17 protein-coding genes are annotated in these 21,279 nt (G+C 71.6%); 10 read left to right on the top strand and 7 right to left on the bottom strand.

What is annotated here, in order from left to right; translation table 11 throughout:
* Positions 1–92 precede the first annotated feature (92 nt).
* The 7 genes from ACIRBY_RS11275 (at position 93) to pgi (ending at position 9,062) form a co-directional block, all read left to right on the top strand.
* On the top strand, positions 93–3,059 hold the full coding sequence (locus ACIRBY_RS11275) for a M14 family zinc carboxypeptidase (RefSeq protein ID WP_403899279.1): 2,967 nt from the start codon (positions 93–95) through the stop codon (positions 3,057–3,059).
* A gap of 231 nt (positions 3,060–3,290) precedes the next feature.
* The gene (gene gap, locus ACIRBY_RS11280; protein ID WP_403899282.1) at positions 3,291–4,298 is read left to right on the top strand and encodes a type I glyceraldehyde-3-phosphate dehydrogenase; all 1,008 of its coding nucleotides are present in this window, start codon (positions 3,291–3,293) and stop codon (positions 4,296–4,298) included.
* A gap of 138 nt (positions 4,299–4,436) precedes the next feature.
* On the top strand, positions 4,437–5,651 hold the full coding sequence (locus tag ACIRBY_RS11285) for a phosphoglycerate kinase (RefSeq protein WP_403899285.1): 1,215 nt from the start codon (positions 4,437–4,439) through the stop codon (positions 5,649–5,651).
* A 6-nt stretch (positions 5,652–5,657) separates the two neighbouring features.
* Positions 5,658–6,446, top strand: coding sequence for a triose-phosphate isomerase (gene tpiA, locus ACIRBY_RS11290; RefSeq protein WP_403899288.1), 789 nt, complete (start codon positions 5,658–5,660; stop codon positions 6,444–6,446).
* Between the two features lie 121 nt (positions 6,447–6,567).
* The gene (gene secG, locus ACIRBY_RS11295) at positions 6,568–6,801 is read left to right on the top strand and encodes a preprotein translocase subunit SecG (protein WP_362468578.1); all 234 of its coding nucleotides are present in this window, start codon (positions 6,568–6,570) and stop codon (positions 6,799–6,801) included.
* Between the two features lie 107 nt (positions 6,802–6,908).
* Positions 6,909–7,244, top strand: a complete 336-nt coding sequence (locus tag ACIRBY_RS11300; protein ID WP_007263454.1) for an RNA polymerase-binding protein RbpA — start codon at positions 6,909–6,911, stop codon at positions 7,242–7,244.
* 162 nt (positions 7,245–7,406) lie between these two features.
* On the top strand, positions 7,407–9,062 hold the full coding sequence (gene pgi, locus ACIRBY_RS11305; RefSeq protein ID WP_403899614.1) for a glucose-6-phosphate isomerase: 1,656 nt from the start codon (positions 7,407–7,409) through the stop codon (positions 9,060–9,062).
* Positions 9,063–9,122: 60 nt separating this feature from the next.
* On the opposite strand, the gene pgl is transcribed toward pgi, so the two are convergent.
* The 5 genes from pgl to tkt all read right to left on the bottom strand — a co-directional run bounded on the left by pgl (position 9,123) and on the right by tkt (position 16,029).
* Complete coding sequence (gene pgl / locus ACIRBY_RS11310; protein ID WP_403899616.1) at positions 9,123–9,905, bottom strand: 6-phosphogluconolactonase; 783 nt, start codon at positions 9,903–9,905, stop codon at positions 9,123–9,125.
* A 299-nt stretch (positions 9,906–10,204) separates the two neighbouring features.
* Positions 10,205–11,260, bottom strand: coding sequence for a glucose-6-phosphate dehydrogenase assembly protein OpcA (gene opcA / locus ACIRBY_RS11315; RefSeq protein ID WP_403899292.1), 1,056 nt, complete (start codon positions 11,258–11,260; stop codon positions 10,205–10,207).
* Positions 11,257–12,786: a glucose-6-phosphate dehydrogenase gene (gene zwf / locus ACIRBY_RS11320; RefSeq protein WP_390685965.1), complete on the bottom strand. Its 1,530-nt coding sequence runs from the start codon at positions 12,784–12,786 to the stop codon at positions 11,257–11,259. Before zwf ends, opcA begins: the two co-directional genes overlap by 4 nt.
* Before the next feature lie 2 nt (positions 12,787–12,788).
* The gene (gene tal, locus ACIRBY_RS11325) at positions 12,789–13,907 is read right to left on the bottom strand and encodes a transaldolase (RefSeq protein ID WP_403899295.1); all 1,119 of its coding nucleotides are present in this window, start codon (positions 13,905–13,907) and stop codon (positions 12,789–12,791) included.
* A gap of 34 nt (positions 13,908–13,941) precedes the next feature.
* A complete protein-coding gene (gene tkt / locus ACIRBY_RS11330) occupies positions 13,942–16,029 on the bottom strand; it encodes a transketolase (protein ID WP_403899298.1) in 2,088 nt (695 codons plus the stop codon).
* 320 nt (positions 16,030–16,349) lie between these two features.
* Here tkt and ACIRBY_RS11335 point away from each other — a divergent pair, with 320 nt between their 5' ends.
* The 3 genes from ACIRBY_RS11335 (at position 16,350) to ACIRBY_RS11345 (ending at position 18,964) form a co-directional block, all read left to right on the top strand.
* Complete coding sequence (locus tag ACIRBY_RS11335) at positions 16,350–17,291, top strand: heme o synthase (protein ID WP_403899301.1); 942 nt, start codon at positions 16,350–16,352, stop codon at positions 17,289–17,291.
* A gap of 15 nt (positions 17,292–17,306) precedes the next feature.
* On the top strand, positions 17,307–17,669 hold the full coding sequence (locus tag ACIRBY_RS11340) for a hypothetical protein (protein ID WP_366451265.1): 363 nt from the start codon (positions 17,307–17,309) through the stop codon (positions 17,667–17,669).
* A 200-nt stretch (positions 17,670–17,869) separates the two neighbouring features.
* A complete protein-coding gene (locus ACIRBY_RS11345; protein ID WP_403899304.1) occupies positions 17,870–18,964 on the top strand; it encodes an amidohydrolase in 1,095 nt (364 codons plus the stop codon).
* A gap of 67 nt (positions 18,965–19,031) precedes the next feature.
* Here the strand turns inward: ACIRBY_RS11345 and ACIRBY_RS11350 are convergent, their stop codons facing one another.
* Together ACIRBY_RS11350 and ACIRBY_RS11355 are read right to left on the bottom strand one after the other, a co-directional pair.
* Entirely contained in the window at positions 19,032–20,021 is a 990-nt protein-coding gene (locus ACIRBY_RS11350; protein ID WP_403899306.1) for a heme A synthase, read from the bottom strand.
* 4 nt (positions 20,022–20,025) lie between these two features.
* Positions 20,026–21,162 (bottom strand): hypothetical protein, encoded by a 1,137-nt coding sequence (locus tag ACIRBY_RS11355; RefSeq protein ID WP_403899308.1) that lies wholly within the window; start codon positions 21,160–21,162, stop codon positions 20,026–20,028.
* Between the last annotated feature and the right edge of the window lie 117 nt (positions 21,163–21,279).

Raw genomic sequence — 21,279 nt, forward strand, 5'->3', positions numbered from 1 at the left:
GGCGGGCCGGTACGCCCCATTGACATGCGCAACGTCCGATCGTGAGCCTGGCCCCCGAACGCTTTCGTGGTTGACGACGCCCAGGGGGGCACATGAGGCAACGCGCGAGAACGATCCTCGCGGCAAGCGCACTCGTCTTCGGAACCACTCTGGCCGCACTGCCCGCCGCGGCCCAGGCACGGCCCGCCTCCGGCACCGCCCCCGGCGCCGACGAGGTACGCGTCTACGACGCCGACATCACCCGCGAACAGGTCCCGCTCGTCCTCGCCGCCGGGCAGGACGCCCACGAACTCGCCGAGCGGGCACCCGAGAGCGGGACCGCGAAGGTCGAGCTCTTCCTCACCGGGCAGCAGGCCGCGGGGCTCGCCGCCCAGGGGGTGAAGCTCGCCGAGCACAAGGTCTCGGCCCAGGGCCTGGCCCGCACCGAGGCCGCCGGGGACGGTGTCTTCCGCCCCTACAGCGGCAAGGGCGGCCTCCAGGAGGAGATCCTGCGGACCGCGCAGCAGAACCCGGGCCTCACCAAGGTCGTCTCCATCGGCAAGACCGTCCGGGGCAAGGACATCCTCGCCCTCAAGGTCACCAAGGACGCCGGCCGGACGAAGGACGGCGACAAGCCGTCCGTGCTCTACATGTCCAACCAGCACGCCCGCGAGTGGATCACCCCCGAGATGACCCGGCGGCTGATGCACCACACCCTCGACAACTACGGCAAGGACGCGCGGATCACCAGGCTGGTGGACTCCACCGAACTGTGGTTCCTGCTCTCCGCCAACCCCGACGGGTACGACTACACCTTCACCGCCCCCGACGCCCGGCTGTGGCGCAAGAACCTCCGCGACAACAACGGCGACGGCAGGATCACCGCGGTGGACGGCGTCGACCTCAACCGCAACTTCGCCTACAAGTGGGGCTACGACAACGAGGGTTCCTCGCCGAACACCTCCAGCGAGACCTACCGCGGCCCCACGGCGCAGTCCGAGCCCGAGACCGTCGCCCTCGACGCCTTCGAGAAGCGCGTCGGCTTCCGGTACGCCATCAACTACCACTCGGCCTCCGAGCTGCTGCTCTACGGAGTGGGCTGGCAGGTCGCCACCCCGACCCCGGACGACGTGGCCTACAAGGCGCTCGCGGGCACCCCGGAGCACCCGGCCGTCCCCGGCTACTACCCGCAGATCTCCTCCGAGCTGTACACCACCAACGGCGAGGCCGACGGCCACGCCGCCAACGCCAACGGCGTCATGATGTTCACGCCGGAGATGACCACCTGCCAGACCGCCTCGGCGATCGACCCGAACGACCGGTGGAGGCCCGCGGACTGCGCCTCCGGCTTCAACTTCCCGGACGACGAGAAGCTGATCCAGCAGGAGTTCGCCAAGAACGTCCCCTTCGCGCTGTCCGTCGGCGAGAGCGCCGCGCACCCGGACCGGCCCGCCTCCTCCGTGGGGCTGAGCGCCGCCGACTTCACCCTCGACCCCTTCACCACCTCCTACGCGGCCCGCGGCGAGGACCAGGCGGTCTCCGTCACCGCCCGCAAGGCGCTGAAGGACAAGCTGCTCAACTTCCGGATCAACGGCGGCCGTACGCACGACGACGAGCTCAGGCCCTGGAAGGGCGGCGACGTCTACGGCGGCGAGGACAACAACTGGTTCGACCAGTACCGGGCCGAGGTCGACGGCACCAGGCCGGGGGACAAGGTCGAGGTCTGGTTCACCGGCCGCGACCGCGGCAGGCAGGTCTCCAGCGAGCACTTCACCTACACCGTGGCCGAGCGCCCGCGCGCGGACGTCCTGGTGATCGCGGAGGAGGGCGCGAAGGCGCAGTACGCCCAGAGCTACGTCGACGCGCTGCGGGCCAACGGGAAGTCCGCCGCCGTCTGGGACGTGGCCGTCCAGGGCGTCCCGCACCACCTCGGCGTGCTCTCCCACTTCCGCACGGCCGTCCACTACACCGGTGCCTCCGCCCCCGGCGGACCCACCCAGCTGGCGGTCCGCGACTTCCTCAACGAGGGCGGCAAGCTGGTCGAGGCCGGCGAACTGGCGGGCGGCCGGGCCCAGCTCGGCCGGGCCCTGACCGACGACTTCAGCCAGTACTACCTCGGCGCCTACAGCCGGGCCGCGGTCACGTCCCCCACCGGCTTCACCGGCGCGGGCACCCTCGCCGGGGCCGGGGGCGCCCTCGGCGCCGCACCGGGCACCCCCGGCACCCCGCTGAACTCCCCGGGAGCCTTCACGATCACCTCGGACTCCCTGCCGCCGGCGCAGTTCCCGCAGTTCACGAGCGCCCGGGCGGGCCAGTACGCCGGGGTCGTCAACCCGTACGCGCCCTACGCGGGCACCGGGATGGCCTCGGCCCTCCACGAGGACGACGACTGGCAGCGCCTCACGCGCACCGTGGACCTCACCCACGTCACCGCCGCCGACCGGCCGCAGCTGAAGACGGCCCTCAACTGGAACACCGAGGAGGGCTACGACCACGCCGTCCTGGAGGCCCGCACCGCCGGAGGAGAGGACTGGACCACACTTCCGGAAGCGAACGGCTTGAGCTCCACCACCGTCCCGGCGGAGTGCGGGGCCGGGTTCTTCGTCAACGGCCACCCGTTCCTGCGCCACTACCTCACCCTCGACGGCGGCGGCTGCTCACCGAGCGGTACCAGCGGGGCCTGGAACAGCTTCACCGGGTCCTCCGACGGCTGGAAGCAGGTCTCCTTCGACCTGAGCCCCTACGCGGGGAAGACCGTCGAGGTCTCCCTCTCGTACGTCACCGACCCCGGTTCGGGCGGCCGCGGCGTCTTCGCGGACGAGGCCCGGGTCTCGGTGGGCGGCTCCGACCAGGCCGTCGAGGGCTTCGAGACCTCCCTCGGCGCCTGGACCGCGCAGGGCGCCCCCGCCGGAAGTCCCGACGTTCCGGGCGATTGGTCCAGGACCGGAGAGCTCTTCGCGTCCTACGCCGCCGTCACTACGCGTGACACGGTGCTGTTCGGATTCGGGCTGGAGCACCTGCCGGCCGCGGCCGACCGCGCCCTACTGATCGGTAAGGCCCTCCGTTCGCTGAGCGGCTGAACGACGACCCTCCCGTCGCTCACGCGGAGTGACGGGAACCAAGGCCCCCGGGGTCCCTGGCCGCGGCAGTGGTCCAGGGCCCCGGCGGGGGTACCCCCACGAAGTGGGGAGTGTCAGGCTCCGGCCGATTCCACTCCGAAGCTCACGGAGAGGTAGGGTCGTAAGCGGTCGGGGACATCCCATACAGCTCGCCGGCGGGACAGGCCGGCGCACCAACGAGGAGATCGGTTCGTGACGATCCGCGTAGGCATCAATGGTTTTGGCCGCATTGGCCGCAACTACTTCCGGGCGCTTCTCGAGCAGGGGGCGGACATCGAGGTGGTGGGTGTCAACGACCTGACGGACAACGCCACCCTGGTGCACCTGCTCAAGTACGACAGCATCCTGGGCCGGCTGAAGGCCGAGGTCTCGCACACCGATGACACCATCACCGTGGGCGACATGACCTTCAAGACGTTCGCCGAGCGCGACCCCGCGAACCTCCCCTGGGGCGAGCTGGGCGCCGACATCGTCATCGAGTCGACCGGCATCTTCACGAAGAAGGCCGACGCCGCCAAGCACCTCGCGGCCGGCGCGAAGAAGGTCCTCATCTCGGCCCCGGCCAAGGACGAGGACATCACGATCGTGATGGGCGTCAACCAGGACAAGTACGACGCGGCCAACCACCACGTCATCTCCAACGCCTCCTGCACCACCAACTGCGTGGCGCCGATGGCCAAGGTCCTCGACGAGAACTTCGGCATCGTCAAGGGCATGATGACGACGGTCCACGCCTACACGAACGACCAGCGCATCCTGGACTTCCCGCACTCGGACCTGCGCCGCGCCCGCGCCGCCGCCGAGAACATCATCCCGACGTCCACCGGTGCCGCCAAGGCCACCGCGCTGGTCCTCCCGCAGCTCAAGGGCAAGCTCGACGGCATCGCCATGCGCGTCCCGGTCCCCACCGGCTCGGTCACCGACCTCGTCCTGGAGCTCTCCCGGGAGACCACCAGGGAAGAGATCAACGCCGCCTTCCAGAAGGCCGCCGAGGGCCAGCTCAAGGGAATCCTCGACTACACCGAGGACGCGATCGTCTCCTCCGACATCGTGAACTGGCCGGCCTCGTGCACCTTCGACTCCTCGCTGACCATGGTGCAGGACGGTACGCAGGTCAAGGTCGTCGGCTGGTACGACAACGAGTGGGGCTACTCCAACCGCCTCGTCGACCTCACCGTCTTCGTCGGCGGTCAGCTCTAAGAACGTAGGGCAAGGCAACACCATGTGAGCACAGGGTCCGCTCGGCGCGATGAGGCGCCGTTCGGGCCCTGTCGCTTGCCCCGTCCCATCCGCCCTGCACCTGTAACAGCCCTGTACGGGGACAAGGAGTAGAAACACATGAAGACGATCGACGAACTTCTCGCGGACGGCGTCGCCGGCAAGCGGGTCTTCGTACGCGCCGATCTCAACGTGCCGCTCAAGGAAGGCGTGATCACCGACGACGGCCGCATCCGCGCCGTCCAGCCCACCATCGCCAAGCTCGCCGAGGCCGGCGCCCGCGTGGTCGTCGCCTCGCACCTGGGCCGCCCCAAGGGCACCGGCACCGAGCCCGACTTCTCCCTCGCCCCGGCCGCCACGCGGCTCGGCGAGCTGCTCGGCACCGGGGTCGCCTTCGCCACCGACACCGTCGGCTCCTCCGCCAAGGAGACCGTCGCGGCCCTCGCCGACGGACAGGTCGCCGTCATCGAGAACCTCCGCTTCAACGCCGGCGAGACCTCCAAGGACGAAGCCGAGCGCAAGGCCTTCGCCCGGCAGCTCGCCGAGCTGGCCGACGTCTACGTCGGCGACGGCTTCGGCGCCGTCCACCGCAAGCACGCCTCGGTCTTCGACCTGCCCGCGCTGCTCCCGCACGCGGCCGGCTACCTCATCGCCACCGAGGTCGGCGTCCTGAAGAAGCTCACCGCCGAGGTCAAGCGCCCCTACGTGGTCGTCCTCGGCGGCGCCAAGGTCTCCGACAAGCTCGCCGTCATCGACGAGCTGCTCGGCAAGGCCGACCGCATCCTCATCGGCGGCGGCATGGCCTACACCTTCCTCAAGGCCAAGGGCTACGAGGTCGGCATCTCCCTCCTCCAGGAGGACCAGATCCCGACCGTCACCGAGTACATGGAGCGAGCCGAGAAGAACGGCGTCGAGCTGGTCCTGCCGGTCGACATCCTCGCCTCCGCGGACTTCCCCGACATCAAGGGCGGGACCCCGGCCGTCTTCGAGACGGTCGACGCCGACAAGATCCCCGCGGACAAGGAGGGCCTGGACATCGGCCCCAAGACCCGCGAGCTGTACGCCTCGAAGATCGCCGACGCCGAGACCGTCTTCTGGAACGGCCCGGTCGGCGTCTTCGAGCACCCCGACTACGCGAACGGCACCCGCGCCATCGCGCAGGCCCTCGTCGACAGCGAGGCCTTCACCGTGGTCGGCGGCGGCGACAGCGCCGCGGCCGTCCGCATCCTGGGCTTCGACGAGAACGCCTTCGGACACATTTCCACCGGTGGTGGCGCCAGCCTCGAATACCTCGAGGGCAAGACGCTCCCCGGCCTCGCCGCCCTGGAGGGCTGAACCACAATGACCTCTGTCGCACACGGCCGCACCCCGCTCATGGCGGGCAACTGGAAGATGAACCTCAACCACCTCGAGGCCATCGCCCACGTCCAGAAGCTCGCCTTCGCGCTCGCCGACAAGGACTACGACGCCGTCGACGTCGCGGTGCTCCCGCCCTTCACCGACCTGCGCTCGGTCCAGACCCTGGTCGACGGCGACAAGCTGAAGATCAAGTACGGCGCCCAGGACATCTCGGCGCAGGACTCCGGCGCCTACACCGGCGAGATCTCCGGCCCGATGCTCGCGAAGCTGAAGTGCACGTTCGTGGCCGTCGGCCACAGCGAGCGCCGCCAGTACCACGGCGAGACCGACGAGATCTGCAACGCCAAGGTCAAGGCCGCCTACCGCAACGGGATCACCCCGATCCTCTGCGTCGGCGAGGGCCTCGACGTGCGCAAGGCGGGTCAGCAGGTCCCGCACACCCTCGCCCAGGTCGACGGCGGCCTGAAGGACGTCCCGGCCGAGCAGGTCGAGTCCATCGTGATCGCGTACGAGCCCGTCTGGGCGATCGGTACCGGCGAGGTCGCCACCCCCGAGGACGCCCAGGAGGTCTGCGGGGCGATCCGCGGCCGCCTCGCCGAGCTGTACTCCCAGGAGCTGGCCGACAAGGTCCGCATCCAGTACGGCGGCTCCGTCAAGGCCGGCAACATCGCCGCGATCATGGCCCAGCCCGACGTCGACGGCGCCCTGATCGGCGGCGCGGCACTGGACGCGGACGAGTTCGTCAAGATCGTCCGCTTCCGCGACCAGTGAGTATGCGGTAGGGCCGATCCGTCGTACCCTTGCGGGGGCCGGGGGCTGCTGGTGCAGCCGTCGGCCCCCGCTTCCTCCCAGCAGCAGACGTAAGCCCAGAAAGTAGGAATCAGCCGTGGTTATGGGGTTCTCGATCGCCCTGATCGTCTTCAGCGCTCTGCTGATGCTGCTCGTGCTGATGCACAAGGGCAAGGGCGGCGGCCTTTCCGACATGTTCGGCGGCGGCATGCAGTCCTCCGTCGGCGGCTCCTCCGTCGCGGAGCGCAACCTCGACCGCATCACGGTCGTCGTCGGCCTGCTCTGGTTCGCCTGCATCGTTGCGCTCGGCCTGCTCATGAAGTCGAACGGCAGCTGACGGTTCCGGCCATTTCGCCCGGCCCGCCCGGTCTTTACGTAAACTGAGGCGCCCACAGCGGGTATACCCTCACGCTGGGCGGCACCATCACGCAGGGAGTTACGACCGTGGCAAGTGGCAACGCGATTCGTGGAAGTCGGGTCGGAGCCGGGCCGATGGGCGAGGCCGAGCGCGGTGAATCCGCGCCCCGCCTGCGCATCTCCTTCTGGTGCTCGAACGGGCACGAGACGCAGCCCAGCTTCGCCAGCGACGCACAGGTGCCGGACACCTGGGACTGCCCGCGCTGCGGGTTCCCCGCCGGCCAGGACCGGGACAACCCGCCCGCGCCGCCGCGCACCGAACCGTACAAGACGCACCTCGCGTACGTACGGGAACGCCGCACCGACGCCGACGGCGAGGCCATCCTCGCCGAGGCCCTCGCCAAGCTCCGCGGCGAGATCTGAGACCGGCTTCGGCCGGGCCGCGCTCAAGAGCGACTGGGGCCCGGCCCGTGGGAGTACGAATCCCGCGGGCCGGGCCCCTTTGTGTGCGTTGTCCCCCTTCGGATCCCTTAGGTTGGGGGTGGCGGGGCACAACAGGACGGAAGAAGTGGGTTGATGTCCGAGATGAACGCAGAAAGCCGTATGAGGCTCAACCGGCTGCCCGAGTGGAACGCGCTCGGCAAGCACCGGGAAGAGCTGGGGCAGACGCATCTGCGGGAGCTGTTCGAGACGGATCCGGACCGGGGCACCGGGTACACCCTGCGGGTCGGCGACCTGCACGTCGACTACTCGAAGCACCTCGTCACCGACGAGACCCTCGCGCTGCTGCGCGAGCTGGCGGCGGCGACGGGCGTGGCGGAGCTGCGGGACGCCATGTTCCGCGGCGAGAAGATCAACGTGACGGAGGACCGCGCGGTCCTGCACACCGCGCTGCGCGCCCCCGCGGACGCGGTCGTCGAGGTGGACGGCGAGAACGTCGTCCCCGCCGTCCACGAGGTCCTCGACAAGATGGCGGCCTTCTCCGACCAGGTCAGGTCGGGGGAGTGGACCGGCTCCACCGGCAAGCGCATCAAGAACGTCGTCAACATCGGCATCGGCGGCTCCGACCTCGGACCGGCGATGGCCTACGAGGCGCTGCGCGCCTTCACCGACCGCTCGCTGACGGTGCGTTTCGTCTCCAACGTCGACGGCGCGGACCTGCACGAGGCCGTGCGCGACCTGGACCCGGCCGAGACGCTGTTCATCATCGCGTCCAAGACCTTCACCACCATCGAGACCATCACCAACGCCACTTCGGCGCGCCAGTGGCTGCTCGCCGGGCTCGGCGGGGACCAGGCCGCCGTGGCACGGCACTTCGTGGCCCTGTCCACCAACGCCGAGAAGGTCACCGAGTTCGGCATCGACCCGGCCAACATGTTCGGCTTCTGGGACTGGGTCGGCGGCCGCTACTCCTTCGACTCGGCCATCGGCCTCTCGCTGATGATCGCGATCGGCCCGGACTCCTTCCGCGAGCTGCTCGGCGGCTTCCGCGCCATGGACGAGCACTTCCGCACCGCGGCCCCCGAGGACAACGCCCCGCTGCTGCTGGGGCTGTTGGGCATCTGGTACGGGGCCTTCTTCGACGCCCAGTCGCACGCCGTGCTCCCGTACAGCCACTACCTCTCCCGTTTCACGGCCTACTTGCAGCAGCTGGACATGGAGTCCAACGGCAAGTCCGTGGACCGCGACGGCAATCCGGTGGACTGGCAGACCGGCCCGGTGGTGTGGGGCACGCCCGGCACCAACGGGCAGCACGCGTACTACCAGTTGATCCACCAGGGCACACGGATGATCCCGGCGGACTTCATCGGCTTCGCCCGCCCCGTGGCGGAGCTGGAGCCGGCGCTGGAGGCCCAGCACGACCTGCTGATGGCGAACTTCTTCGCCCAGACCCAGGCCCTGGCCTTCGGCAAGACGGCCGAGGAGGTACGGGCGGAGGGCGTCGCCGAGGCGCTCGTCCCGCACAAGACCTTCCAGGGCAACCACCCGACGACGACGATCCTCGCCGCCGAACTGACCCCGGCCGTCCTGGGCCAGCTCATCGCCCTCTACGAGCACAAGGTGTTCGTCCAGGGCGCGGTGTGGAACATCGACTCCTTCGACCAGTGGGGCGTCGAGCTCGGCAAGGTCCTCGCGAAGCGGGTGGAGCCGGCGCTGACGGAGGGCTCGCACGTGGAGAGCCTGGACCCGTCGACGCGGGCGCTGGTGGCCGTGTACCGGGAGCTGCGCGGGCGGCAGTAGGAACGGCGAAGCGCCCCGCACCGGTCGGTGACCGGTGCGGGGCGCTTCTCGCGTCCCGGCTCAGGAGGAGGCCGGCGGGTACAGCCCCGAGGGCAGCTTGGCCGCGGCGGCGCGGTCCAGCAGCCAGAGCGTCCGGCTGCGGCCGTAGGCCTCGGCCGCCGGGGCCTGGACCCCGCCGGCCCCGCCCAGGGCGATGGCCACCGCGCCGGCCTTGTCCTCGCCGGCCGCCAGCAGCCACACCTCGCGGGCCGCGCGGATCGCCGGGAGGGTGAGGGAGACGCGGGTGGGCGGGGGCTTGGGGGCCCCGTGCACGCCGACGACGGTGCGCTCGGTCTCGCGGGACGCCGGGTGCTCGGGGAACAGGGACGCCACGTGGGTGTCCGGGCCCACGCCCAGCATCAGCACGTCGAAACGCGGGACCGGACCGTGGTCCTCGGGCGTGGCCGCCCGCGCCAGCTCGGCTGCGTACGCGGCCGCTGCGGCGTCCACGTCGGCGCCGTGCGGGCCGTCGGAGGCGGGCATCGCGTGCACGCGCGCGGGGTCCACCGGGACGGCGTCCAGCAGGGCCTCACGGGCCTGTACGTGGTTGCGCTCGGGGTCGTCGGCGGGCACGTAGCGCTCGTCGCCCCACCAGAGGTCGATACGGGACCAGTCGACCGCGTCCCGGGCGGGGGCCGCGGCGAGGGCCGCGAGCAGGCCGTTGCCGTTGCGGCCGCCGGTCAGGACGACGGAGGCGCTGCCGCGGGCGGCCTGCGCGTCCACGATCTTGGTGATCAGCCGGGCGGCTGCGGCCTGGGCCATCAGCTCCTTGTCCCGGTGGACGACCACCTGGGGCGTCGTCATACCCATGTGCTGCCGCCTTCTTGGTAGTTCTGGGTGGTGTGAGGGGGGGGGCGGGTGCGGGTGGCCGCCGCTGCGCGGAGCGCCTCCCCGGCCCGCCCTTTCACCGTTTCCGGGGCAAACCCCGGACCCCGTTCCGGGCGCTTCGCGCCCGAGCGCTCAAACGCCGCGCGGGCTGGATTTCGCGCAGCGAAGTTCCAGCCCCGCCGACGTTCGAGGCGCGGGGTCCGGGGCGGAGCCCCGGGGAACGGGCGAAGGGCGGGGCGGGGAGGAGTCCCCCGCCCCGCCCCCCGGCGGGCCGGCTACTTCGCCGACGCCCGCTTCGACGCGCGCGCCGGCTTGGCGGCCGGCTTCTCCGCCGGAGCCTCGGCTTCCGCCACCGCCTCCGGCTCGGTCCCGGCGGCCCCGGCCACCGGCGCCGCCGGGGCGGTCACCGACAGGCGGGAGACGCCGAACTTCAGGGACGCCTCGTACGTGTTGTCCGGGTCCAGCCGGCGGAGCTCCTCCGCCAGCAGCTCGGCCGTGTCGCGGCGCTTCAGCGCCACCGCACGGTCGGGCTGGCCCGGCATGCACAGCGTGGCCAGGGAGCCGTCCGCGCGGTCCAGGACGATCGCGCCGTCCTTGGTCTCCATGCGGACGGCGGTCAGCCCCGGCCCCCCTGACAGGGTCCGGTTGACCGGGACCCCGAGGCGGTCCGCCAGCCACATGGCCAGCAGCTCGCAGCTGGGGTTCTCGTCCTCGCCCTCGACGGTCGCCGAGACGACCGGCGACAGCGTCACCTGGTCCAGCGCGGCGGCCAGCATCGAGCGCCACGGGGTGATCCGGGTCCAGGACAGGTCCGTGTCGCCCGGGGCGTATGCCTCCGCCCGGGCGCCGAGCGCGTCGATCGGGTGCTCGGAGGAGTACGTGTCCGTGATCCGGCGCTGCCCCAGCGCGCCCAGCGGGTCGCCCGCCAGGTCCGCCGGAGCGCCCTCCGGCCACCAGACCACCACGGGGGCGTCCGGCAGCAGCAGGGGCAGCACGACCGACTGGGCGTGGTCGACCAGTTCGCCGTGCAGGCGCAGTACGACGGTTTCGCCGGTGCCCGAGTCCGCCCCGACACGGATCTCCGCGTCGAGCCGGGCTTCGCGGCGGCTGCGCGGGGAGCGGCTGACCCGCTTGACCACGACGACGATCCGCGAAGGGTGTTCGTGGGAGGCGTCGTTCGCCGACTTGAGCGCGTCGTACGCGTTCTCTTCGTCGGTCACGATCACCAGCGTGAGGACCATGCCGATGGCCGGCGTGCCGATGTCCCGGCGCGCCTGCACCAACGCGGCGTTGATCTTGCTGGAGGTGGTCTCCGTGAGGTCGATCTTCATGGCCGGCGCCAGCTCCGTCCGTCTCGTGCGAGCATCTCGTCCGCCTCGACCGGCCCCCACGTGCCCGCCGCGTACTGCGCGGGCTTGCCGTGCTTGTCCCAGTACTCCTCGATCGGGTCGAGGATGTTCCAGGACAGCTCGACTTCCTGGTGACGCGGGAAGAGGTTCGCGTCGCCGAGGAGGACGTCGAGGATGAGCCGCTCGTAGGCCTCGGGGCTGGACTCGGTGAAGGACTCGCCGTAGGCGAAGTCCATCGTGACGTCCCGGACCTCCATGGAGGTGCCCGGCACCTTGGAGCCGAAGCGGACCGTCACGCCCTCGTCCGGCTGGACCCGGATGACCAGGGCGTTCTGCCCCAGCTCCTCGGTCGCGCCCGACTCGAACGGCAGGTACGGCGCCCGCTTGAAGACCACCGCGATCTCGGTCACCCGGCGGCCCAGGCGCTTGCCCGTGCGCAGGTAGAACGGGACGCCCGCCCAGCGGCGGTTGTTGATCTCCAGGCGGATGGCCGCGTAGGTGTCGGTCTTGGAGTTCGGGTCGATCCCGTCCTCCTCCAGGTACCCCTTGACCTTCTCGCCGCCCTGCCAGGCCGCCGAGTACTGGCCGCGCACGGTGTGCTTGCCCAGGTCCTCGGGGATCTCGACGGCGCTGAGCACCTTCAGCTTCTCCGCCACCAGGGCCTTGGGGTGGAAGGAGCCGGGCTCCTCCATCGCCGTGAGCGCCAGCAGCTGGAGCAGGTGGTTCTGGATGACGTCACGGGCGGCGCCGATGCCGTCGTAGTAGCCGGCCCGGCCGCCGATGCCGATGTCCTCCGCCATGGTGATCTGCACGTGGTCGACGTACGACCGGTTCCAGATCGGCTCGAACATGGTGTTGGCGAAGCGGAGCGCCAGGATGTTCTGGACGGTCTCCTTGCCGAGGTAGTGGTCGATCCGGAAGACCTCGTCCCGGGGGAAGACCTCGTGGACGACCTGGTTGAGCTCTTCCGCGCTCTTCAGGTCGTGGCCGAAGGGCTTCTCGATGACGGCACGCCGCCAGGACCCCTCCTTCTGCGCCAGACCGTGGTTCTTGAGCTGCTGGACCACCTTGGGGAAGAACTTCGGCGGCACCGAGAGGTAGAAGGCGAAGTTGCCGCCCGTGCCCTGGGCCTTGTCGAGTTCGTCGATGGTCTGCTTGAGCGTCTCGAAGGCCGCGTCGTCGTCGAACTCGCCCTGGACGAACCGGCAGCCCTGCACGAGCTGCTGCCAGACCTCCTCACGGAAGGGGGTGCGCGAGTGCTGCTTGACGGCCTCGTACACCTCCTGGGCGAAGTCCTCGTCCTGCCACTCGCGGCGCGCGAAACCGATCAGCGAGAAACCCGGGGGCAGCAGGCCCCGGTTCGCGAGGTCGTAGACGGCGGGCATGAGCTTCTTGCGCGACAGGTCACCCGTAACGCCGAAAATCACCAGGCCGGACGGCCCCGCGATGCGCGGGAGCCGCCGGTCCTGTGCGTCACGAAGCGGGTTCGCTCCGTTTACCGACAAAATACTCAGTCCTCCGCGGGGGCGAGGCGCTGCAGTTCCGCCTCGGTCGACTTCAGCAGGTCGTTCCACGACGCCTCGAACTTCTCGACGCCTTCGTCTTCGAGCAGCTGCACCACATCGTCGTACGAGATGCCCAGCTTCGCGACCGCGTCGAGCTCGGCGCGCGCCTGCTCGTACGTGCCGCGGATGGTGTCGCCGGTGACCTCGCCGTGGTCGGCGGTGGCCTCCAGGGTCGCCTCGGGCATGGTGTTGACGGTGCCGGGGGCGACCAGGTCCACCACGTACAGGGTGTCCTTGTACGCGGGGTCCTTGACGCCGGTGGAGGCCCACAGCGGGCGCTGCTTGTTGGCGTGCGCCCGGTCCAGGGCCGCCCAGCGGTCGGAGGAGAAGACCTCCTCGTACGCCTCGTAGGCCAGACGGGCGTTGGCGAGGGCCGCCTTGCCCTTCAGGGCCTTGGCCTCGTCGGTGCCGACGGAGTCCAGGCGCTTGTCGATCTCGGTGTCCACGCGGGACACGAAGAACGAGGCGACCGAGTGGATCAGGGAGAGGTCCAGGCCGGCGGCCTTCGCCTTCTCCAGGCCCGCCAGGTACGCGTCCATGACCTCGCGGTAGCGCTCCAGCGAGAAGATCAGCGTGACGTTGACGCTGATGCCCCGGCCGATGACCTCGGTGATCGCCGGCAGGCCGGCCTTGGTCGCCGGGATCTTGATCAGCGTGTTCGGCCGGTCCACCAGCCAGGCGAGCTGCTTGGCCTCGGCGACGGTCGCCGTGGTGTTGTGCGCCAGGCGCGGGTCGACCTCGATCGACACGCGGCCGTCCTGGCCCTCGGTGGAGTCGTAGAGGGGGCGCAGGATGTCGGCGGCGTCGCGGACGTCCGCCGTGGTGATCATGCGGATGGCCTCGTCGACCGTGACCTTGCGGGCGGCGAGGTCGGCGAGCTGCTGCCCGTAGCCGTCACCGCTGCTGATGGCCTTCTGGAAGATCGACGGGTTGGTGGTGACACCGACCACGTGCTGCTGGTCGATCAGTTCGGCGAGGTTGCCGGACGTGATGCGCTTGCGGGACAGGTCGTCCAGCCAGATCGCCACGCCCTCGTCGGAGAGGCGCTTGAGTGCGTCTGTCATCGGAATTGCATCTCCTACTGGTTCTTGTACCGGGTCAGCGCGCAGCGGCGGTGAGGGAGTCCTTGGCGGCTGCGGTCACGGCTTCGGCGGTGAGGCCGAACTCGCGGAACAGCACGGCGCCGTCCGCCGAGGCACCGAAGTGCTCCAGCGAGACGATCCGGCCCGCGTCCCCGACGTAACGGTGCCAGGTCAGGCCGATGCCGGCCTCGACCGCGACTCGGGCCTTGACGGAAGGCGGCAGGACGCTGTCCTTGTACTCCTGGGACTGCTCCTCGAACCACTCCACGGAGGGCATCGAGACGACGCGGGCGGGCACGCCCTCGGCCTGGAGCGCCTCGCGCGCGGCGACGGCGAGCTGGACCTCGGAGCCGGTGCCGATCAGGACGACCTGCGCGGGACCGCCCTCGGCCTCGAACAGCACGTAGCCGCCCTTGGCCGCGTCCTCGTTGCGCTCGTACGTGGGCACGCCCTGGCGGGTGAGGGCCAGGCCGTGCGGGGCGCCCTTGCCGAACACCTTGGTGTGGCGGCGCAGGATCTCGCGCCAGGCGACGGCGGTCTCGTTGGCGTCGGCCGGGCGGACCACGTTCAGGCCCGGGATGGCGCGCAGCGAGGCGACGTGCTCGACCGGCTGGTGGGTCGGGCCGTCCTCGCCGAGGCCGATGGAGTCGTGCGTCCACACGTACGTCACCGGCAGGTGCATCAGGGAGGACAGGCGGACGGCGTTGCGCATGTAGTCGGAGAACACCAGGAAGGTGCCGCCGTAGATGCGGGTGTGGCCGTGCAGGGCGATGCCGTTCATGGCCGCGGCCATGGCGTGCTCGCGGATGCCGAAGTGGAGGGTGCGGCCGTACGGGTCGGCCTCCGGCAGCGGGTTGCCCACCGGCAGGAACGAGGAGTTCTTGTCGATGGTGGTGTTGTTGGAGCCGGCCAGGTCGGCCGAGCCGCCCCACAGCTCCGGGATGACCGCGCCGAGAGCCTCGAGGACCTTGCCGGAGGCGGCGCGGGTGGCGACGCCCTTGCCGGGCTCGAAGACGGGGATCTCGTCTTCCCAGCCCTCGGGCAGCTCGTTGGCCTCGATGCGGTCGAAGGCGGCGGCGCGCTCCGGGTTGGCGGTGCGCCAGGCGGAGAAGTCCTTCTCCCAGGCGGCGCGGGCGTCGCGGCCGCGGTCCAGCAGGCCGCGGGTGTGGGCGATGACCTCGTCGGAGACCTCGAAGGTCTGCTCCGGGTCGAAGCCGAGCACGCGCTTGGTGGCGGCGACCTCGTCGTTGCCGAGGGCCGAGCCGTGGGCGGCCTCGGTGTTCTGGGCGTGCGGGGCGGGCCAGGCGATGATCGAGCGGGCCGCGATGAAGGACGGGCGGCCGGTCTCGGCCTTGGCCGCCTGGAGGGCGGCGTACAGGGCCTTCGGGTCGAGGTCGCCGTTGGCCTGCTGCTCGACGCGCTGGACGTGCCAGCCGTACGCCTCGTAGCGCTTCATGGTGTCCTCGGAGACGGCCGTCTCCGTGTCACCCTCGATGGAGATGTGGTTGTCGTCCCACAGCAGCACCAGGTTGCCGAGCTTCTGGTGGCCGGCCAGCGCCGACGCCTCGTGGGAGATGCCCTCCTGGAGGCAGCCGTCGCCCGCGATCGCGTAGACCATGTGGTCGAAGGGGGAGGCGCCGGTGGCGGCCTCGGGGTCGAACAGGCCGCGCTCGTAGCGGGCGGCCATGGCCATGCCCACCGCGTTCGCGACGCCCTGGCCCAGCGGGCCGGTGGTGGTCTCGACGCCGGCGGTGTGGCCGTACTCCGGGTGGCCGGGGGTCTTGGAGCCCCAGGTGCGGAACGCCTTGAGGTCGTCCAGCTCCAGACCGAAGCCGCCGAGGTAGAGCTGGGTGTAAAGGGTCAGGGACGAGTGCCCCGCGGAGAGCACGAAACGGTCACGGCCGACCCACTGGGGGTCGGCCGGGTCGTGCCGCATGACCTTCTGGAAAAGCGTGTACGCGGCGGGGGCCAGGCTCATCGCCGTACCGGGGTGTCCGTTCCCGACCTTCTGGACCGCGTCGGCGGCCAGGATGCGGGCGGTGTCGACGGCCCGCTGGTCCAGTTCGGTCCACTCGAGCTCTGGGGTGGTCGGCTTGGTGCTCACCGTTGGTCAGGGCTCCTCTCCACATGTTGTTTTCCCGGTGACGAACGGTGACACCGGGGCGATTCCGAGCCTACCCCCGCCAGCGCGTGCGGCTATTCGAGTGCAGGCAGTGCGTCGCCGTCCCGGTGTCCGCCGTTCACCTGCGATCCGCCGCCGATGATCTTGCCGTCGGTCCGATCGGCCCAACACGAGGCGACCCCCGCGCAGGGCGGGGCAAGAGCTACGTCTACAGTGGCGTGGTACGCGCAAGCCTTTACCGAGCCTTCATTTACTGGAGGCATCGCTTCGGAAGCTTGCTGGATTCTCTCTCAGGGGTGTGCGTGACGGCCGTCGAATCCCGTCCAGCGGGGGTGCTCGGGACGAGCCCCGGTCACCGGCCGTTCGGGGCCCGGGCCATGGCTTTCGTGGCTTTGACCAAGCCGCGGATCATCGAACTTCTGCTGATCACCACAGTGCCGGTGATGTTCCTCGCCGAGCAGGGCGTGCCGTCGCTGTGGCTGGTGCTCGCCACCTGCTTCGGCGGCTACCTGTCGGCGGGCGGCGCCAACGCGCTCAACATGTACATCGACCGCGACATCGACGCCCTGATGGACCGGACGTCGCAGCGGCCGCTGGTGACCGGCATGGTGAGCCCGCGTGAGTGCCTGGTCTTCGGCATCACGCTCGGGGTCGTCTCGACCCTGTTCTTCGGCCTGCTCGTCAACTGGCTGTCGGCCGCCCTCGCGCTCGGCGCGCTCCTCTTCTACGTGGTCGTCTACACGATGCTGCTGAAGCGGCGGACCGCGCAGAACATCGTCTGGGGCGGGATCGCCGGATGCATGCCGGTGCTCATCGGCTGGTCGGCCGTGCGCAACGAGGTCTCCTGGGCCGCCGTCATCCTCTTCCTCGTCATCTTCTTCTGGACGCCGCCGCACTACTGGCCGCTGTCGATGAAGGTGAAGGACGACTACGCGCGGGTCGGCGTGCCGATGCTGCCGGTCGTGGCGGGCAACAAGGCCGTGGCCCGACAGATCGTGATCTACAGCTGGGTGATGGTCGCCGTCTCGCTGCTGCTGACCCCGCTGGGGTACACCGGCTGGTTCTACACCTCCGTCGCGCTGCTGGCGGGCGGCTGGTGGCTGTGGGAGGCGCACGCGCTGAGCGCGCGGGCCAAGGCCGGGATCACGGGCGCGAAGCTCAAGGAGATGCGGCTGTTCCACTGGTCGATCACCTATGTGTCGCTGCTCTTCGTGGCCGTGGCCGTGGATCCCTTCCTCCGTTGATTACTCGCCGGTAGCATGCCCTCCATGGCAGAGACCGCAGACACCGCACAGACCGCAGAGGCCGCGGACAAGAAGCACAGCCGCACGGCGGCGAAGCTGGCCCGGCAGATCGGCGCGTTCGCCAAGCAGCACGGCGGCGCCGAGGGCCAGCTCGCCTACATCGGCCAGGCCGGCACCCGGATCGTCCTCGTGGGCACCGACGGCGGCTGGGGCGACCTGGTCGCCCCCACGCACGCCGTGGCCCGCCAGGCGGCCGAGAAGGCCGGCCTGACCCTCCACGAGGACTTCGACGGGGAGTTCGCCGCACGGGTGAAGACGGGCCCGTACGAGTGGACCCGCATGGCCGGAATCCAGCTCGGCGGCCCGGCCAACCCGTAAGGCCGGCCGCGCCTCCGTGCCGCTCCGGCCGCGCCTCCGTGCCGCTCCGGCCGGGCTCACGGCTCCGGGCGTGCCCGAAAACCGCCCGTGCCGTCCCCCGGCGCGGCCGCTCGGTCAACAGCGCTAGCGCCACCTCACACCCCGCTCACCCGTTAGGACGTGTGGAAGCCGCTTCCTCACGTCCGCAACGGGATGACCGGATGATCGAAACGCCGCCCCTGGTGGACCAGCACTGCCACGGAGTGCTCCGCACCGAGCTGGGGCTCGCCACCTTCGAGGCCCAGCTGGTCCACGCGTCCGGCCCGCCCGCCGCCGGCACGACCTTCTTCGACACCCAGACCGGCTTCGCCGTACGCCGCTGGTGCCCGCCCCTGCTGGGCCTGGAGCCGCACTGCGAGCCCGCCCGCTACCTGGCCCGGCGGCGCGAGCTCGGGGCCGCCGAGAGCGGTCGGCGGCTGCTGCGGGGCTCCGGCGTGGGCGCCTACCTCGTCGACACGGGAGCACCCGGCGACCTCGCCGGGCCCAAGGAACTGGCCGTCGCCGGGGACGCCGAGGCCTTCGAGGTGGTCCGCCTGGAACCGCTCGCCGAGCGGGCCGCCGACGCCTCCGGGACCGTCGCCGGCTTCCTCGCCGACCTCGCCGGATCCGTCCACCGCGCCGCCGCCGGGGCCGTGGCCTTCGGCTGCGGGCCCCACGCCGGCTACGCCGCCGCCCTCGCGGGCGCTCCGCAGCCGCCCGGCCCCGGCGAGGTGCGCGGGGCGGCCGGGCGGTGGCTGGCCGCACGGGCCGGAGGCGGGGCGGTACGGGACCCCGTGCTCCTGCGGCACCTGGTGTGGAGCGCGCTGGCGTCCGGGCTGCCGCTCCAGCTGCACGCGGCCGCGGCGGAGCCGGAGCCGCTGACCGGGTTCGTCCGGGCCACGGCGGGTCTGGGGGCGAAGCTCGTCCTGCTCGGCGGGTACCCGCACCACCGGCACACGGCGCGGCTCGCGGCGGCCCACCCGCACGTCCACGCCGACATCGGGCCGGCCCTGGCGCGGACGGGCGCCCGGGCCGCCGCCGTACTGGCCGAGCTGCTGGAGCTCGCGCCCTTCGGGAAGCTGCTGTTCTCCAGCGGCGGCAGGGGCCTGCCCGAGCTGCACGCGGTCGGCGCCCTCGCGTTCCGCGAGGCGCTGGGCCGGGTACTGGGCGGCTGGGTCGCGGACGGGGCCTGGTCCCGGCGGGACGCGGACCGGGTCGCGGGGATGCTCGCGGCGGGCAACGCCCGCCGCGTCTACCGGCTGGACGAGCGCGGCTGACGTCTCCGGGCCGACTTCGCCTCCGGGGCCCTCGATGCCCCTTCGGCTCGGTCGCCGGCGGCTCCGGTCAGACCGCCGACAGCCGGGCGGCGTCGCGCTCGGGGGTCCCCACCGTTTCGGCGGAGCGCTCCCGCAGGCTCAGGGCCAGGCGCAACACGGAGATCCACACCAGGCAGGAGCCGAGCATGTGGACGGCGACCAGCACCTCGGGCAGCGAGGTGAAGAACTGCACGTAGCCGATGGCGCCCTGGGCGAGCAGCACGACCAGCAGGTCGCGGGCGCGGGCCCGGGTGTCGGCCGGGGCGTCGACCACCCGCAGCACCAGCCACATCGCCACGCCGAGCGCGCAGACCAGCCAGGCGGCGATCGCGTGGACGTGGGCGGTGGTGGCCCAGTCGAACGGCATCCGCTTGATCTCGCTCTTGTCGCCGGCGTGCGGTCCGGAGCCGGTCACGACGGTGCCCGCCGCGATCAGCACCAGGGTGGTGGCGATCAGCGCCCAGGACAGCTTGCGCACCGGACCGGGCACGCGCGGCCGGGGGGCGCCGTCACCCTCGCGGGTGCGCTGCCAGGTCACCGTGGTGACGGCGAGCAGGCTGGTGGCCAGCAGGAAGTGCCCGGCCACGCTGTACGGGTTCAGGCCGGTCAGCACCGTGATGCCGCCGAGGACGGCGTTGCCCATGACGAGGCCGAACTGGACCCAGCCGAGCCTCGTCAGCGAACGCCGCCACGGCTTGGCGGAGCGGGCCGTGAGGATCACGCCGCCGACGGCCGCGCAGAGCACGTACGTGAGCATCCGGTTGCCGAACTCGACGGCGCCGTGGAAGCCCTGCGCCTGGGTGACGATCAGGCTGTCGTCCGTGCACTTGGGCCAGGTGTCGCAGCCGAGGCCGGAACCGGTCAGCCGTACCGCGCCGCCGGTGACGACGATGACGACGCTCATCAGGACCGCGATGGCGGCGGCACGCCGGACGACCCGGGGTGACGGGGTCCAGCGGGCGGCGAGGTATGCGAATGGGTTCAACACGGCCCCTATCGTATGCGCCGCTTTGTGCAAACTTTCACGAGGGGGTGGGCGCGGGTGCGTCCGGCCCGACGACCAGGCGGAACCGGGCCCCGGCCGGGTCGCCCTCCTCGTGCCACCACAGCCGCACCCGCCACAGGGCGGAGTCCCCGGGGTACTGCGGGGACTCCATGAACCCCCGCACCACCTCGGCCCCCACGTCCTCGGCCGTCCGCTGCCGCACCTCCGCGGAGCCCTGCCAGGGGGCGGGCTGCAGGGTCCACAGCCCGTCGGCACCGCGCACCTCCACGCGCCACACCGCGCGCCAGGGGGTGACCTCCAGCATGGTCGCGACCTGCTCGGCGTCCAGCCCCAGCCGGGCGGCGACCGCCTCCTCGGGCACGCCCTGGATCCGGGCGGCCACCACCGCCTGCGGCAGCAGCCGCTCGGGCAGCAGCCCGTCGGCGCGCAGGCCCGCCAGCGAGTCGAACGACAGGTAGCGCAGCCGCAGCTCCAGCTGGCGGCCGATGTGGTCCAGGGCCTCCTCCGCCTCCTGGGCCTCCTCGGGTCCGGGGGAGGCGAGCAGCAGCCGGCGGAACCCGTCCTCGGCGTCCACCGCCCAGGCGACGGCGTCGGCGGCGAAGCCCAGCTCCGCGAGGCGGTCCCCGAGGAAGACCTTGGCCTGCGCGAGCCCGCGCCGGTTGACCGGGTCGTCCTGGTCGAGCCCGGCCCACACCTCGACGGCGGCCCGGGTCAGGTCGCGGGCGCGCTCGCCGGCGGCCCGCTCCATGGCGCCGGCGCCCTCCTCGGCCCCCTCGCCCAGCGGGTGCCGGGGCAGCCGGGCCCCGTCGCTCAGCGGCCAGGCCAGCCAGACCCCCTGGTTGATCAGGCCCCGTGCGTACCAGCGGGCGTACTCCGGCGCGTGTCCCGCGGCCTGCTGCGCATGGCGCAGGCCCTCCTCGATCGCGGCCAGCGCCCCCGCCCGGTCCCCGGCGGCGAACCTGCGCGCGGCGAGGTCGCCGAGCCGCAGGCCCAGCCGGGCCGCGCACTCGGGGTCGGTCCGGGCGGGCTCGCGCAACGCCCCGATCAGCTCGCCGAGCAGCCGGTCGGCCTCGCCCGGATCCGCCTGGGCGGCCCCCGACCGGATCCGCGCCCACTGTCCGTCCAGCCGCAGTACGGCCTCTCGCTGCCCCATGTCCTTCGTCCCCCGGCGTCGCCGATCCGCTGTCCCTGGGAGGTGGTCGGCCTCCCGCCTGCCCAACGACCGGGGGCGGTGTTTCACTCCCGCCGGCCGGACGGCCGCCTCGAGAGC

The sequence above is a fragment of the Streptomyces sp. NPDC096136 genome, assembly GCF_044763325.1.
Taxonomy (GTDB): Bacteria; Actinomycetota; Actinomycetes; order Streptomycetales; family Streptomycetaceae; genus Streptomyces.

Excerpts from the sequence above, each read along its gene's own strand:
- ACIRBY_RS11275 (WP_403899279.1), top strand. The coding sequence starts at position 93 with ATGAGGCAACGCGCGAGAACGATCCTCGCGGCAAGCGCACTCGTCTTC.
- ACIRBY_RS11285 (WP_403899285.1), top strand. The coding sequence starts at position 4,437 with ATGAAGACGATCGACGAACTTCTCGCGGACGGCGTCGCCGGCAAGCGG.
- tpiA (WP_403899288.1), top strand. The coding sequence starts at position 5,658 with ATGACCTCTGTCGCACACGGCCGCACCCCGCTCATGGCGGGCAACTGG.
- secG (WP_362468578.1), top strand. The coding sequence starts at position 6,568 with ATGGGGTTCTCGATCGCCCTGATCGTCTTCAGCGCTCTGCTGATGCTG.
- pgi (WP_403899614.1), top strand. The coding sequence starts at position 7,407 with ATGAACGCAGAAAGCCGTATGAGGCTCAACCGGCTGCCCGAGTGGAAC.
- pgl (WP_403899616.1), bottom strand. The coding sequence starts at position 9,905 with ATGACGACGCCCCAGGTGGTCGTCCACCGGGACAAGGAGCTGATGGCC.
- opcA (WP_403899292.1), bottom strand. The coding sequence starts at position 11,260 with ATGAAGATCGACCTCACGGAGACCACCTCCAGCAAGATCAACGCCGCG.
- tal (WP_403899295.1), bottom strand. The coding sequence starts at position 13,907 with ATGACAGACGCACTCAAGCGCCTCTCCGACGAGGGCGTGGCGATCTGG.
- ACIRBY_RS11340 (WP_366451265.1), top strand. The coding sequence starts at position 17,307 with ATGCCCTCCATGGCAGAGACCGCAGACACCGCACAGACCGCAGAGGCC.
- ACIRBY_RS11345 (WP_403899304.1), top strand. The coding sequence starts at position 17,870 with ATGATCGAAACGCCGCCCCTGGTGGACCAGCACTGCCACGGAGTGCTC.
- ACIRBY_RS11355 (WP_403899308.1), bottom strand. The coding sequence starts at position 21,162 with ATGGGGCAGCGAGAGGCCGTACTGCGGCTGGACGGACAGTGGGCGCGG.